Annotated in this window: 15 protein-coding genes; 1 reads left to right on the top strand and 14 read right to left on the bottom strand. The window is 32.2% G+C overall.

Annotated elements, in window-relative coordinates; translation table 11 throughout:
• Positions 1–8: 8 nt before the first annotated feature.
• The 8 genes from hemF to hemA are packed head-to-tail and all read right to left on the bottom strand — an operon-like array spanning position 9 to position 7,835.
• Positions 9–911 (bottom strand): oxygen-dependent coproporphyrinogen oxidase, encoded by a 903-nt coding sequence (gene hemF, locus UXY25_RS10495; protein ID WP_320815970.1) that lies wholly within the window; start codon positions 909–911, stop codon positions 9–11.
• Positions 901–1,431 carry a GNAT family N-acetyltransferase gene (locus UXY25_RS10490; RefSeq protein WP_320815969.1) on the bottom strand — a complete coding sequence of 177 codons (531 nt, stop codon included), beginning with the start codon at positions 1,429–1,431 and terminating at the stop codon, positions 901–903. Before UXY25_RS10490 ends, hemF begins: the two co-directional genes overlap by 11 nt.
• Positions 1,428–2,459, bottom strand: a complete 1,032-nt coding sequence (gene hemE / locus UXY25_RS10485; RefSeq protein ID WP_320815968.1) for a uroporphyrinogen decarboxylase — start codon at positions 2,457–2,459, stop codon at positions 1,428–1,430. Before hemE ends, UXY25_RS10490 begins: the two co-directional genes overlap by 4 nt.
• Before the next feature lie 49 nt (positions 2,460–2,508).
• Positions 2,509–3,168, bottom strand: a complete 660-nt coding sequence (locus UXY25_RS10480) for a uroporphyrinogen-III synthase (protein WP_320815967.1) — start codon at positions 3,166–3,168, stop codon at positions 2,509–2,511.
• Positions 3,168–3,887, bottom strand: coding sequence for a TrkA family potassium uptake protein (locus UXY25_RS10475; RefSeq protein ID WP_320815966.1), 720 nt, complete (start codon positions 3,885–3,887; stop codon positions 3,168–3,170). The genes UXY25_RS10480 and UXY25_RS10475 overlap by 1 nt, the downstream gene beginning before the upstream one ends.
• Before the next feature lie 10 nt (positions 3,888–3,897).
• Positions 3,898–5,640, bottom strand: coding sequence for a TrkH family potassium uptake protein (locus tag UXY25_RS10470; protein WP_320815965.1), 1,743 nt, complete (start codon positions 5,638–5,640; stop codon positions 3,898–3,900).
• Between the two features lie 10 nt (positions 5,641–5,650).
• Positions 5,651–6,574 (bottom strand): hydroxymethylbilane synthase, encoded by a 924-nt coding sequence (gene hemC, locus UXY25_RS10465; protein ID WP_320815964.1) that lies wholly within the window; start codon positions 6,572–6,574, stop codon positions 5,651–5,653.
• A gap of 1 nt (position 6,575) precedes the next feature.
• Positions 6,576–7,835 carry a glutamyl-tRNA reductase gene (gene hemA, locus UXY25_RS10460; protein WP_320815963.1) on the bottom strand — a complete coding sequence of 420 codons (1,260 nt, stop codon included), beginning with the start codon at positions 7,833–7,835 and terminating at the stop codon, positions 6,576–6,578.
• A 227-nt stretch (positions 7,836–8,062) separates the two neighbouring features.
• Between hemA and UXY25_RS10455 the strand changes: the two genes are divergently transcribed.
• Entirely contained in the window at positions 8,063–8,935 is an 873-nt protein-coding gene (locus UXY25_RS10455; RefSeq protein WP_320815962.1) for an AraC family transcriptional regulator, read from the top strand.
• A 41-nt stretch (positions 8,936–8,976) separates the two neighbouring features.
• Here the strand turns inward: UXY25_RS10455 and UXY25_RS10450 are convergent, their stop codons facing one another.
• The 6 genes from UXY25_RS10450 to UXY25_RS10425 form a co-directional block, all read right to left on the bottom strand.
• Positions 8,977–9,798 carry a hypothetical protein gene (locus UXY25_RS10450; protein WP_320815961.1) on the bottom strand — a complete coding sequence of 274 codons (822 nt, stop codon included), beginning with the start codon at positions 9,796–9,798 and terminating at the stop codon, positions 8,977–8,979.
• Positions 9,799–9,808: 10 nt separating this feature from the next.
• On the bottom strand, positions 9,809–10,576 hold the full coding sequence (locus UXY25_RS10445; RefSeq protein ID WP_320815960.1) for a hypothetical protein: 768 nt from the start codon (positions 10,574–10,576) through the stop codon (positions 9,809–9,811).
• A 9-nt stretch (positions 10,577–10,585) separates the two neighbouring features.
• Positions 10,586–11,341, bottom strand: coding sequence for a hypothetical protein (locus tag UXY25_RS10440; RefSeq protein WP_320815959.1), 756 nt, complete (start codon positions 11,339–11,341; stop codon positions 10,586–10,588).
• Between the two features lie 140 nt (positions 11,342–11,481).
• Entirely contained in the window at positions 11,482–12,306 is an 825-nt protein-coding gene (locus UXY25_RS10435; protein ID WP_320815958.1) for a hypothetical protein, read from the bottom strand.
• Positions 12,307–12,318: 12 nt separating this feature from the next.
• Entirely contained in the window at positions 12,319–13,098 is a 780-nt protein-coding gene (locus UXY25_RS10430; RefSeq protein ID WP_320815957.1) for a hypothetical protein, read from the bottom strand.
• 12 nt (positions 13,099–13,110) lie between these two features.
• On the bottom strand, positions 13,111–13,794 hold the full coding sequence (locus UXY25_RS10425; protein WP_320815956.1) for a hypothetical protein: 684 nt from the start codon (positions 13,792–13,794) through the stop codon (positions 13,111–13,113).
• Between the last annotated feature and the right edge of the window lie 54 nt (positions 13,795–13,848).

Raw genomic sequence — 13,848 nt, 5'->3', positions numbered from 1 at the left:
TTGTTATTTTAAATCCAATCAACTGGTGATTCTAATACTTTAATTAACTTTTCTTCTTCGCTTCCTTTCTCTGGGTGATGATCGTACACCCATTGAACATGCGGCGGTAAACTCATTAATATACTTTCAATTCTTCCGTTGGTTTTTAAACCAAAAAGAGTCCCTTTATCATGAACTAAATTGAATTCTACATAACGACCACGACGAATTTCTTGCCATGTTTTTTGTTCTGGAGTAAAAGGTAACTCTTTTCGTTTTTCAACAATTGGAACATAAGCTTCTAGAAAACTATTTCCAACTTCGGTTACAAAGTTATACCAATCCTCCATTTTCATTTCTTCGGTTTCTTTGCAATAGTCAAAAAATAAACCACCTAATCCACGTGCTTCATTTCTATGTGCGTTCCAAAAATAGTCATCACACTGTTTTTTATATTTTGGATAAAAATCAGAATTGTGTTTGTCGCAAGCAGTTTTACACGTTTGATGAAAATGTTTTCCATCTTCTTCAAACAAATAATAAGGCGTTAAATCTTGTCCGCCACCAAACCAGCTGTTGATTATGTTTCCGTTATTGTCATACATTTCAAAATAACGCCAATTTGCATGCACAGTTGGAACCATTGGATTTTTCGGATGAATTACTAAACTTAAACCACAAGCAAAAAAATCAGCTTCCCCTACATTAAAAAGCTTTTGCATAGAATCAGGTAATTTTCCATGAACTGCAGAAATATTTACACCACCTTTTTCAAAAACGTTTCCGTTTTCAATAACGCGTGTTCTTCCACCACCACCTTCAGGTCTGCTCCATAAATCTTCTTTAAAGAAACCTTTTCCGTCAATATCTTCCAAACCTTTACAGATTTGATCTTGTAAATGTTGTATGTATGCGTAAAATTTATTTTTCATTTTCAAGTTCATATAATTCCATATCTAATGGAGTTTCATTGTCTGGTGTAAATTCATTTAGCAACGTTTTTTTCCACGTAAAGCCACAGTTTTCGGCTACTTTACAACTTCCAATATTAGTTTTATGAGCAATGATTTGAAGTGTTTTTAGTTGTAACTCATTAAAAGCAAATTCCATCATTTCATTTACTGCCTTTGAAGTATAACCTTTTCCTTCCTGATCAGAACCAATACAATAAGCAAATTCACCCATTTTTGTGGTCCAATCAATTTTTTTAAGAATCATCAGTCCGATTATAATAGACTTCTCATTGCGAATGGCAAAAGTAAAGTTAGATCGTTCCTCAATTTCTTTATTTTTAGTTACAATATATTCAGTTGTTTTTTCTAGTGTAGAATTACTTGATAATGTAACTGGAAAATATTTTTTTAACCTTTCCGTATTTGATAAAATAAAATTATGTAATTCTACTGAATCGGTTAATTTTAAATTTTCAATATTGGAACTTAACTTACTCATTGCTTTCTTTGATACTCTTTAACCGCTTCTACAAATGCTTTTGCGTGGTCTACAGGAATGTTTGGTAAAATTCCATGTCCAAGGTTTACAATGTAGTTGTCGACTCCAAATTCGTCAATCATTTCGTGTACCATTTTCTTAATAACAGGAATTGGTGATAATAAACGAGAAGGATCGAAATTTCCTTGTAATGTTTTCTTTCCGCCAGTTAAATAACGTGCGTTCTTTGGAGAGACCGTCCAATCCACTCCAATTGCAGATGCTTTTGACTTTGCCATATCATTAAGTGCAAACCAACACCCTTTTCCAAATACAATGACTTTTGTTTCAGGAGCTAAAGCTTCCACAATTTGATTCATGTAATTCCATGAAAATTCTGTATAATCTGTTGGAGATAACATTCCTCCCCAAGAGTCAAAAATTTGAACAGCATTTACGCCATGCTTTACTTTTTCCTTTAAATATAGAATAGTTGTATCGGTAATTTTTTGCAATAATAAATGTGCAGCAACCGGATTTGAAAAACAGAACCCTTTTGCTTTATCAAAACTTTTAGAACCTTTTCCCTCTACGGCATAACAAAAAATGGTCCAAGGAGAACCTGCGAAACCAATTAACGGAACTTCGTTATTAAGTTTTTCTCTTGTCATGTCAATTGCATCCATTACATAACCTAATGTATCATTAATGTCTGGAATAAAAACACTATCAACATCTGCTGAAGTACGAATAGGATTTGGTAAAACTGGTCCGATTCCATCTTCTAACTCTACATCAATTCCCATTGCTTGTGGAATTACTAAAATATCTGAAAATAAAATTGCAGCATCTGGCTTTATAATACGAATAGGTTGTATTGTAATTTCAGAAGCTAATTCGGGTGTTTTACAACGTGTAAAAAAATCATATTTTTTTTTGATTGCCATAAATTCTGGCAAATATCTTCCTGCTTGACGCATCATCCAAACTGGCGGACGTTCTACTTTTTCGTTATTTAATGCTCTTAAAAATAAATCGTTTTTAATCATTTTTTATTGTTTTAAACCTGTTAGAATTTATAATTCGTTTTAGGTTGTTTTATTGATAGTGTTCTAATACATCGTTAATTACATTTTCAACTGATGGTTTTTCTGCAATTATAATGTTGTGTATTTTTTTATTTTCTAAAGCTTCTGAAGTGGATTCGCCAATACAAAAACACATTTGGTCTTTTATAGTATTTGATGTCAAATAGCTTTCCACGGCTGACGGACTAAAAAATAATATTCCGTCGATTTTTGAAGTGATTTTTTTTGAAATTAAATTGGTTTCATACACTTCTATTTCATTGAATTTTATTTCGTTTTCTTTAAGTGTATTTGGCAAAATGTCTCTTCGTAAATTTCCTGTAAAAAAGGTATAGGTAGCTTGCGCGTAAATTAAAGAAATAATTTCAGCTAAATCAGCCGCATAACCTGTGAAAGCAATAACATCAAATCCTTTTTCAGTTAACAATTCTTTGGTTTTTAAACCAACACAAAATACAGGTTTGCTTTTTAAAGTTTCCCAATTTGGATTTTGTAAAAGGCTTAAAACTGCATTTTGACTTGTGAAAATCAAATTTTGATTAATGTTCGCTAATTCAAACTCTCTTGTTTTAGTTTCTATGAAATTTTCTTCAATCAATGAAATTGAATGATCAAGAAGCATTTGTTTATGGTTTTCTGAAAGCTTTTTTGTTGATAAAATAGAATTCATTAATTGCTATTTTTATTAGTAATATCATATTCTTCTTGACCTTTACAATACTTCTCAATGTCCTTATTGTTTCCATATACAACAAGAATATCTCCTTCTTCAATAATTGTGTCAGGTGACGGTCTTCCAATAGATTCTTTTACTAAACTTTTTTTGCCAATTAAATTTCTCTTCTCTTTCTTTCTAATTATAGTTATTAATGTTAAATGGTATTTGTCAATTGAATCTAGTTCTTCTAATGATTTTCCAAAAAACTCATTACGTGCTTTTACTTCAGAAATAGTATAATTATCGTCTAATTGATAGTTTTCTAAAGTTGATTTAAAGTTAATTTGCTTTGTTAATCGGTCAGCACTTTCTTGCTCCGGGTGAATTATACTGTGAATTCCCATAGCTTCCAGAACCGTATCGTGAATAGGAGATAAGGCTCTACTGATAATTTTTACATCAGATAATTTCTTAATAATTGCAGTTGTAATAATTGCAGCTCCTTCACTTTCTCCAATAGCTACAACCACTTTATCTGCATCTTTTAAGGGGACAGCATCAAATGCCAGTTCATTAGTAGAATCCATACAAATTGCATGGGAAATTTTATCTTTTACAAGATTAACTTTGTCCATTTGTTTGTCAATTCCTATCACTTCATTACCCGTTTCTGTTAAACTTAACGCTAATGACATTCCGAAATTTCCTAAACCAAAAACTATAATTTTCATAACATTAACATTAGTTAATTAATATATTTTCTTTTGGGTATTCATAAAATTGATGGTTCATTTGGCGCAATAAACCAATCATTAAATTGAGCATTCCTATTCTTCCTATAAACATAGTAGCAATAATAACATACTTACTAGGTTCAGATAATGTTGGTGTAAAATTTAAACTTAAACCAACCGTGCTAAAAGCAGAGAAACATTCAAATGCAACTGTTAATAATGGTGTGCCAACCGGCTCTAAAATTAATAAAGCCATAATTGATATGCCAATAGCTATTAAGGAAATACATAAAATAGCAAATGCTCTCGAAGTAGATTCGCTTGAAATTCTTCTTCCTCTAAATTGTATTCTGTTTTTTCCTTTTGCAACCGCAAAAATATTTAAAGTTGCTAATGCAAAGGTACTTGTTTTTATTCCACCTCCTGTTGATGCTGGAGAAGCTCCAATCCACATTAAAAATATAATAAATAATAGAGATGGAACTGTCATTTTTGAAAAATCAACAGTGTTGAAACCAGCTGTTCTTGGTGTAACTGAATTAAATGCAGCATTAGTTATTTTGCCAAACATTGTTTTGTGTTCAAGCATAGTATTGTTGTACTCAGACATAAATAAAAATATCCACCCTGCAAATAGTAATGTTAAAGTCGTATAAATTACAATTTTAGTGTTTAAGGTTATTATGGGTACCTGTTTGTGAATTATTTTTTTGTCAAACAACTCAATAACATAGGTTTTCAAATATTGATAAAAGTTAAATACAATGTTATGACCAAGCCCACCAAATATAATTAAAATCATTATTATCCATTGAAAATAATAATGAAAACGGATGCTAGAGTCGTAAAGTCCACTTGAAAAAATTGAAAATCCAGCATTACAAAAAGCAGAAATAGAATGGAAAATTGAAAAGAAAAATTTATTGTCAACACCAGTATTATCTAGGACCGATGAGTAAATAAATACAGCTCCAACTATTTCAATACTAATTGTAAATATAACTACATTTAGAGCTGCTCTAAATACGTCTTTTAATCCTTCTTGGGCTATGAAATCTTTAGTGTTCAATCCTTCTTTAAAGGTAGAGCCTCCTCTAAAGAAAAAAGCAAAGAAAGACGTAAATGTTAAAATACCAATTCCACCTAATTGAATTAAAACAAGTATTATTGATTGCCCAATTAGTGTAAAGTCCTTAGCGGTATCTACAACTGCAAGACCTGTAACACAAACAGCGCTTGTTGCTGTAAATATTGCGTTGGTAAAAGAAATTCCATTTGTAGTTGCACTTGGCATCATTAATAGAAAGGCTCCAGAAATAGCTAAAATCATAAAACTTCCTACAAATACAATTGCGGGGTTGAAATAGATGTCATAAATATGACGCACTAATATCATCAACCTTATTAAAAAATAAATGATTAGCCCACCTTCTAAAACAGGTTTTATTTTTTGAAGAATATAGCTCCAACTAAAATCGCTGTTTATGAATGCTATGAATGTTGATAGAACAAACATTACCGTTAAAATGATAAAGTTGACTAAAGCTACTTTTTTATTACTCTCGTACTTATAGGTAAAAAACTTAAAGGCATTAAATGCAAGTAGTCCAATTGAAAGAACTATTAATCCAATTACGTGTGGAGAATTGTAATTTTCATCAAAATCATATCCAAAGTCAAACACTATAAATAATAAGACAATGATGTCAAAAAATCGGTATAGGTAATTGAGTAAGGATTCTTTTTCCATTTTGAAGTGCTTATTTCACTTTTAATTCTTTGCGAAGTTCTTCCATTAATGGTTTTCCTCCGTTTTGTAATATTTCATTAGCACAAATTTGTCCAAAATCAATATAAGAATCAAAATTACAACTTTTTTTAATTGCAAACTTTTGTTTTCCATCTAAAGAAAATAAAACGCCTTCAAAATTAATTTGTTTTTTGTTTATAGTTGCTAATGCTCCAATTGGCGCCGTACAACCCCCTTCTAAAGTACGTAAAAATTGTCTTTCAATATGTGTGCAAATTTCTGAGTCAGTATCATTTAAATGTTTCAGTGCTTCTCTAGTGAATTTATCATTTTCCATTGCAACAACAACCATTGCTCCTTGAGCCGGAGCTGGAGTCATCCAGTCTAAATCTATATATTCACTTGGCTTTAAATTAATTCGTTCTAAGCCTGCAGCTGCAAAAATTGCTCCATTCCAGTTATTGTCCTTAAGTTTTTGCATTCTGGTATTTACATTTCCACGTAAATCTTCCACTTTGTGTGTTGGGTATTTATGTAACCATTGTGCTTTTCTTCTTAAACTTCCAGAAGCAATTATTCCACTTGAATTTAAAAAATCGAGATTTCCTTTATGAACTAATATGTCTAAAGTACTTGCTCTTTCTAAAACTGCAGCTTGAATAATTCCTATAGGTAAAGCAGTAGGGACGTCTTTCATAGAATGTACTGCAATATCTACTTCGCCTTTAAGCATAGCTATGTCTAAAGTTTTTGTAAATATTCCTGTTATTCCTAATTCGTACAAAGGTTTGTCTAAAATTATATCTCCGGTAGATTTTACTGCGATAATTTCAGTTTTGTAGCCTAAATCGTGAAGTTTGTTTTGAACCGTGTGTGCTTGCCAAAGAGCTAATTCGCTATCACGAGTTCCTATTTTAATAACTTTTTGAGTCATTTTATTGTTTTTCGACAGCTTCAATTTGAAAAATTTTGTTGATCCACTCAATACTTTCATCAACAACTGTGTCTTCACTTTTTAGGTGATTTGCAAAATGATTGGTAATTTTTTGAATAATTCTATTGCTGATAATTTCAGCTTGTTCTTCATTGAAGTTTTCTAGTTTTTTCCTTTGATAATTTAATTCGGTTTGTTTTATAGAACCTAATTTTTCCTTTAAAGAGTGAATTGTTGGTGCGAATTTTCTGGTTTTAGACCAATTCAAAAATTCAGCCATCACATCTTCAATGATATTTTCTGCAGCAGGAATGTGTTCTTTTCTTTTTTCAATAGTTACATCTGTAACTTGAGATAAATGATCTAAATGGACTAAAGTAACATTTTCATTAGTTTTTACATTCTCATCAACATTTTTCGGTATTGATAAATCTAAAATTAATAGAGGTTTTTTCAATTTTAAAATTTCTGCATCTACTGTTGGGTTTTGTGCGCCTGTAGCAACTACTAAAACATCTGTTTTTTGAATTTCTAATTGTAAATCAGAGTAGTCTTTAACAATTAAATTGAATTTACCAGCTACCTTTTCTGCGGTAGCTTTTGTTCTATTTATAAGAACTATATGTTCGTTTTTAGTGTGTTTTACTAAATTTTCGCAAGTATTTCTTCCAATTTTTCCTGTTCCAAAAAGCAGAATATTTTTATTTCCAATATCAGGAACGTTATTCATGATATATTGTACAGAAGCAAAAGAAACAGACGTTGCGCCTGAACTTAAGTCTGTTTCGTTTTTAACTTTTTTACTCGCTTGAATAACCGCATTTACCAGTCTTTCAACATATGAATTTGCTAAGCCTAATTTTTTACTTTCGTTAAAGCTTTGTTTGATTTGAGATATGATTTCAAAATCACCTAAAATTTGACTGTCTAAACCAGTTCCTACTCTAAACATATGATTTAAAGCCTCTTTATTTTTATATACGTAAGCTACTTTTTGAAAATCCTCAACAGTTCCATTACTATTTTCACAAAGCAATTTTATTAATTGAAAAGGATGTTCTGCAAAACCATATATTTCAGTTCTGTTACAAGTTGAGGTAACAAGTATGCTTTCTATTCCATCATTTTTTGCTTGATGTAATAAATTTGTTTTAGCATTTCCATCTAAACTGAATTTACCCCTCATTGAGGCATCAGCTTTTTTGTAGCTTAACCCAATGGCATAAAATGAAAGATGTTTTCCTACTGTAAATGTATCCATAAAATTTACTTTGCCTAAAAGTGATACAAAAGTACTTTTATCAATTTTATAAAAGCATCGCTAAAAGTACTTTTTGTGTCGATTGCAGATTTTTTAATAAAAAAAGTATTTATAATGTAAAAAACGTTTAAATTTGAAGTAAAACAAGCCTTTAACTAATTTTTTGTTTAGAATTATTCTAAATAAAATCATCAAGAAAGAGGAAACATATTTATTAAAACATCGCTATGAGTGCAGTTGAGGAAATTAAAATTGAACAAGATTTTATTTTGATTCGTTTTCAAAACGATACAAATGAAGTGCAACATGTTGAAAAACAAGTAAAAACAGGATTGATACAATTTCATTTCAACGTGAAAGGGAATGGAAAATTTATTTTTAACAATGGTAATTATGCACTTGATTTAAATGAAGAAAAATCACTTTTATTATATAATCCACAGAAAGAATTGCCATTGCATTTAGAGATTTTTCCTAAATCATGGATAATTTCGGCATTAATCTCTATTAAAAAATTCCATGCTTTATTTTCAAATGAGGCTGAGTCCATTCCTTTTTTAAGCGATGAAAATATTGAAAAAAAATATTATGGTGAAGAAGATATTAGTCCTTCTATGGCAATTGTTTTGAATCAAATATTTCATTACAATCAAAATTCATCGGTTAAGAATTTATATTTAAAAGGTAAAGGGTATGAGTTGTTGAGTTTGTATTTCAATCGAAATGAAGATCCAAACGCAGAACAATGTCCGTTTTTAATTGATGAGGAAAACGTGTTAAAAATTAAGAAAGCTAAAGAAATTGTTATTGCAAATATGGCTGAGCCTCCAGGTTTACAAGAATTAGCAGATCAAGTAGGATTGAATTTAAAAAAGCTTAAAGTTGGTTTTAAGAAAATTTATGGTGATAGTGTTTATAGTTTTCTGTTTGATTATAAAATGGAGTCAGCTAGAAAATTACTTGAAAGTGGTTCCTATAATGTAAATGAAGTAGGTTTGCAAATAGGCTATAGTACTTCAAGCCATTTTATTGCTGCATTTAAAAAGAAATACGGCACTACTCCAAAAAAATATTTATTGTCATTAAATTCTGCTAATTAAAAAAAGCGCTTTAAAGCGCTTTTTTTAAAATGTATGTATTGTTAGTTGTAATAATGTGCAACAACTATAACTTCATCATCTCCGCCGCCAATTTGCATTTTAACAGCACCGGTTCCAACAGTGCTTGCTACAAATAGTATTCCAGAAAACATTGGAGTATATGTACCAGGACCTAGTTTTATATAATCGTGCCCTGTGGCATAAAATTCTTTCCCAGTTCCTTCTCCACCTCCAGCTCCTGAAGAGCTACCGTTAGTATAAAAATTTCCGCTATATCCTAAAGCACCTACATTTCCACCAAAGTCTACAGGGTTTCCGTCATAATCTGTTGAAATAATTGCTCCACCTGGACCGCCATTACGTAAATAAATATAAAATTGAGCAGTACGAGCATGGTAATCATCTATAGGGATTCCAGATTTATAAATTTCGTACGAAAGCGCATAATTAATTTCAACAATAGCTGGTTTTGTTAATGTAAATGTTGATAAACCTGGTCCAATTTGTCTTGGCCATCCACCCTCTGCATAACCACTACCAACACCAGTTTGGTTAATGACATTTGCATCTGGTCCTCCAGTGTCTAATGGGTCAGCCAGATAGTTTGCTGGGTTAAATAATACTGCAATATTTGTTGGAACGCTGCTTAAGACTAAATCTCCACTAGTGTTAACATAAACCCTTGTGTTTTCTTTATCTCCAAGATTTAAAATATTATTAGTTTCGTTTAGTCCTTCAACTCTAATGGTTGAACTTGAACCAGCTACATGAAGTTCTTCTAATGGAGTTGTTGTATTAATACCTACTTGGCTGACTGCCATAAAAGTAAATAATATAAATATAGTGGTAAAAATATTTTTCATAGAGTATCTTTTAATTATAAATACGGATTTTTAAATAATCTGAAGAACCACCGAAACCAACATAAGTTTCTCTGTTAATTCCATCTGCTGTTTCTCCAAAAAAGACTAATGCATGATTTCCGGCAGGTATGTTACCATATCCAACACCGTGTATAAATGCATAACCAACAGAACCTTGGGAAAAAGAAGTATATGCTTCACCATGTAGGCCATAGACCTTTGTAAGTTCCATTGCATCTAAACCATCATTATTTAAATCTAAATAAAAATAACAACGAACTGTTCTTGCAGAAACATCATTAAAAGTAGATGCAGCTGGTGCTGGTAAAAATTGATCGGAAAGGTCAATTGTCATAGCATAACGAACCTCAAGTAAAGCATCTTGCGGACTTGAAAAGGGAACAGAAACAATTTGTTGTGTTGCTGACTGAATTGCTGCAGGATTTGCAACGACTGTTCCGTCACCAAAAGGGCCATTAGGAATGAAATTAGGAATACTAATTAAGAAGTTTAATGGTTCATTAGTTCCTGCGCCACCACCTGAAGTGTATCCAGAAGGGTCAAGTGTTAAATTTCCATTACTTGTTACGTATACTGGTGCAAGTTTTGTCCCGTCGTTTAGTGTTGGTTCATTGGTACTGTTTAAACTTTCAATTCTTATTGTAGAAGTTGTACCAGCTACGTGAAGCTCTTGTTGTGGATTGTTAGTTCCTATACCTACTTGAGAAAAGGAATAAAAACTAAATAATAATATCGTAAATAATAATATTTTTTTCATAGTATAATTTTAATAAAGGCGTAAAAATATAGCATCAGGACCACCAGCGAACCTTATAAATGTTGCGCGATTATTAGATCCAGAACATACCGTTCCATAAAGTCGTAATGTGTGTGTGCCTGTAGTTAAAGGGATGTAAGTTGTACCGGTGTTGTATATATATCCGGTTGCAGCGTCGGGTAACGCAGCCGGATTAGTAAAGTTATCATTTCTATTAAAATAGCATTTAGAGCTTGGAGCGTATCTTCTTGTAGTTGGAGCTAAAACGGGCGTATTTAAAGTAAAAAAATTGGTTATGTTTCTAGCATATTGGTCTTTTAAAATTGTAAGTAGATTATTTTGAAACACTTCTATACTTAACGAATATTTTATTTCAAGAATTGTATTTCTACTAACTGTAAAAGTGTAAGATGTAATTTCAACTGATTCATAGCCATCATCAGCTTGAACTATTGGTATAATAGATACAGTTCCGTTTATTGCAGCGGTTAAAAACGCATCATCTCCATCACTATTGTCGTAGGCTGTAGTCTTTAGTGTTAAGTCTCCGTTATTATCAACATATACCGGATAGGTTTTATCTACGCCGCCACCGTTGTAAGAATTATTCGTAGCGTTTAATCCATCAACACGGATTGTTCCAGTCTGAGACCCTAGATGTAAAGCTTGTTCTGGAATTGTTTCATTAATTCCTACTCCACTTACTTGAGAATAAACAGGGAAAAAGGATAGGAAAATGGTTAAAAATTGTAATTTTATTCTCATAAAAAGGGAAATTAAATTTCCGCAAGCTAAGGAATAATTATATTTTTAATGTAATGTATGTTAAGGTTTAACTACTTATTCGACAAATGGTTGCGCTTTATCGATTAAACGCAAGATATGTTTAACTATTTAAGAGTTTGTTAGTTAAAATAATAAGCAACTATCTGAACTTCATCCATTCCAGGGCCTAAATATAGTTTTACTGCACCTGTTCCTCCGGTATCTCCAACGGCTAACTGAGCAGCAAACATAGGTGTATAAGTGCCAGGCCCTAAAACTATATAATCAGAGGCTGTGTTTCTGTAGTTTTTCCATTCTCCATTTTCCCCATCGTTATTGTTGTAAAATTGACCGTGTACTGCTAATAAACCTGCAGCTTCAGAGCAGGATGAGGTTATGCATCCAGGTCCTCCGTTTATTGGGTTTCCATAATAATCATTTAGAATTGCTGGTCCAAGGTAGTTACCTTGCCTAAAATACATTGCTGTTTGTACTATTCTAGCTCTGTAATCATCTATTCTTGAAATATCTGTAGCATTCTTTCCTAAATTCCATGATACGGAATAGTTGATTTCTATAATTGCAGCTTTTGTTAGGGTAAATGAAATGGTAGTTCCTCCAATTGGTATCCCTGCTTGACTATAGCCTTGGCCTTCACCTGTTTGGTTGATTAATGAAGTAGGATTTTGCACGTCTTCTAGGTAGTTTTCTGAGTCAAACATAATTGCCACATTATCACTTGATGTACCTAAAACTAAATCGCCGTTAGCATTTGCGTATACTTTTGAGCTTGATCCAGGTCCAAGGTTGTTAATGTTGTTTGGAGAATTTAAACCTTCTATTCGTATGGTTGAGGTGCTGCCTGCAATATGAAGCTCTTCTTGAGGGTTTGTAGTGTTAATGCCAACTTGTCCAAAGCAAAAAGTTGTAGTTATAAATATCGAAGTTGTAATTAGCTTTTTCATAAGTAACAAAATTTAATTATAAACTCGTATTTTTAAAAAATCAAGACTACCACCAAAGCCTATGCTTGTAAATGTGCTTGGAGGGTCTGATATTATTGCGAAAAAATGAATTGAATGTGTGCCAGGTGGTAATGATGCGTACCCATGACTATTTAAATAAGGGTATCCTGTTATGCCGCCCGTATCTGAAGCATAAAATTGTCCTTGAAAACCATATTTAATTGCTTTTTCTGCCGGACTTAACCCATCATTTCCTATGTCGAAGCAAAAATATGTTTGTAAGGTGCGTGTCTTTCCATCACTAATGTATGTTTTACTAGGTATAGCTAAATCTGAACCAGACAAAATCACACTAATACTGTGTTTTATTTCTACCACACAAGATTGTGGAGTTGTAAACGGAACACTATAAATAAACCCTTCAGTAGATTCGTTTGTATTGTTGCTTGTTATAATTCTTCCCAATTTATGGTATGGAGAAGCAAAACCACTTAGGTTGTCGGGAACAAAGTTTGGAATATCTATAATAAAGTTTAAAGGAGATCCTGCACTACCTGCGCCAGTAAAAACAGGCGGATTGAGTGTAAGTTCGCCATCTTTATCTGCATATACTTGTGTTAATTCTATTCCGTTATTTTTTATGTTATTTGTTGTGTTTAGACTTTCAATTCTTATAGTTGAATTGCTTTCTGCTAAATGTAATGATTCTAATGGGGTTGTGGTGCCGATTCCTACTTGACAATGGCTAAAAGATGTTGTTAGTAGAATGAATTTAAGGTAGTTTTTTATCATAACGGAAGTTGTTTAATGAAGTCTAAATAATAGAGAATCGTTGCCTCTAGCAAATTTTACGCATGTTGCTAGACCTGTGTTTGGGTTGCTTCTATTTATTCCCGAGGAAACCTCACCATAAAATCGTATAGTATATGTTCCAGATGTTGGAAGGTTGATGTAAGAAGTGCAACTATTAAAATAATTCCCTGTTTCGCTGTCAACGGAACCTCCGTTATAGCATTTAGAAGAAACGCCATATTGTCTAGTTCCTGTATTAACTCTAAAATAGGTATTAATCCTTCTTGCTTTTTTGTCTGAAATTGCGATTTCTGCTGCGTTAAGAAACACTTCAAAACTCACATCGTATTTCACCTCAAGTATTGAGGCTCTGTTTGTGTTTATTGTAAAGTTAAAGAGTTCGCCGCTTTCAATTCCGTCATTGTCGCCATTTAGAATTGTTATTGTTGCGCTAGGTAGTGTTAAATGGTCTAAAGCATCAGAGCCATTACTGTTGTAAAGAGGGATAAATTCAAGGGTTAAGTTTCCAAGATTGTCCACTAAAAGAGGATAAGTGTTTGTTCCTCCACCATTGTAGGGATCATTTGAATCATTAAGGCCATCGATTCTAATTGTTCCTGAAGAGGATCCGAGATGTAGAGCTTGTTCGGGTATTGATTCATTAATTCCCACGCCACTTGTTTGTGCAAAAATCAAATTACTAATCAATAAAAATACAAATGCATAGTTTTCTTTTTTCATGGATTAAAA

The sequence above is a fragment of the Flavobacterium sp. genome (assembly GCF_034111225.1).
Lineage (GTDB): Bacteria > Bacteroidota > Bacteroidia > Flavobacteriales > Flavobacteriaceae > Flavobacterium.
The sequence above is the reverse complement of the archived record's forward strand: the minus strand, read 5'-3'. Positions and strand labels throughout refer to the sequence as shown.

Coding starts and splice junctions, on each gene's coding strand:
- hemF (WP_320815970.1), bottom strand. CDS start 911: ATGAAAAATAAATTTTACGCATACATACAACATTTACAAGATCAAATC.
- UXY25_RS10455 (WP_320815962.1), top strand. CDS start 8,063: ATGAGTGCAGTTGAGGAAATTAAAATTGAACAAGATTTTATTTTGATT.
- UXY25_RS10490 (WP_320815969.1), bottom strand. CDS start 1,431: ATGAGTAAGTTAAGTTCCAATATTGAAAATTTAAAATTAACCGATTCA.
- UXY25_RS10450 (WP_320815961.1), bottom strand. CDS start 9,798: ATGAAAAATATTTTTACCACTATATTTATATTATTTACTTTTATGGCA.
- hemC (WP_320815964.1), bottom strand. CDS start 6,574: ATGACTCAAAAAGTTATTAAAATAGGAACTCGTGATAGCGAATTAGCT.
- UXY25_RS10475 (WP_320815966.1), bottom strand. CDS start 3,887: ATGAAAATTATAGTTTTTGGTTTAGGAAATTTCGGAATGTCATTAGCG.
- UXY25_RS10480 (WP_320815967.1), bottom strand. CDS start 3,168: ATGAATTCTATTTTATCAACAAAAAAGCTTTCAGAAAACCATAAACAA.
- hemA (WP_320815963.1), bottom strand. CDS start 7,835: ATGGATACATTTACAGTAGGAAAACATCTTTCATTTTATGCCATTGGG.
- UXY25_RS10440 (WP_320815959.1), bottom strand. CDS start 11,341: ATGAGAATAAAATTACAATTTTTAACCATTTTCCTATCCTTTTTCCCT.
- UXY25_RS10445 (WP_320815960.1), bottom strand. CDS start 10,576: ATGAAAAAAATATTATTATTTACGATATTATTATTTAGTTTTTATTCC.
- UXY25_RS10435 (WP_320815958.1), bottom strand. CDS start 12,306: ATGAAAAAGCTAATTACAACTTCGATATTTATAACTACAACTTTTTGC.
- UXY25_RS10470 (WP_320815965.1), bottom strand. CDS start 5,640: ATGGAAAAAGAATCCTTACTCAATTACCTATACCGATTTTTTGACATC.
- hemE (WP_320815968.1), bottom strand. CDS start 2,459: ATGATTAAAAACGATTTATTTTTAAGAGCATTAAATAACGAAAAAGTA.
- UXY25_RS10430 (WP_320815957.1), bottom strand. CDS start 13,098: ATGATAAAAAACTACCTTAAATTCATTCTACTAACAACATCTTTTAGC.